1 protein-coding gene is annotated in these 322 nt (G+C 43.5%); it reads right to left on the bottom strand.

Annotated elements, in window-relative coordinates:
* Nucleotides 1–322, bottom strand: a 322-nt coding sequence (locus CWC11_RS22705) for an efflux RND transporter permease subunit (protein WP_138684304.1), incomplete at both ends; no start/stop codon positions are given.

The raw sequence follows: 322 nt of genomic DNA, 5'->3' as shown, positions 1-322 counted from the left end.
TCTGTAAATAGTGCGCCAATTCGTCCTTCCATAAACACTAATGGTACAAACACGGATATAAGCACTAAGGTGGTGGCTATAATTGCAAAGCCCACCTCACGTGCGCCGCGATAAGCTGCCAATAAAGGCGGTTCACCAAGTTCAATACGGCGGTGAATATTCTCTAGCATTACAATGGCATCATCGACCACTAAGCCTATTGCTAATACTAGTGCCAGTAGAGTTAATAAGTTAATTGAATAACCCATTGCTAATAAAAACATAAAACTACCGACTAAGGCGACCGGTACGGTGACCGCAGGAATAAGAGTGGCGCGAATAT

The organism is Pseudoalteromonas sp. S3178, assembly GCF_005886985.1.
GTDB classification, from domain to species: domain Bacteria; phylum Pseudomonadota; class Gammaproteobacteria; order Enterobacterales; family Alteromonadaceae; genus Pseudoalteromonas; species Pseudoalteromonas carrageenovora.
This window is presented reverse-complemented; position numbering and strand designations above follow the sequence as displayed.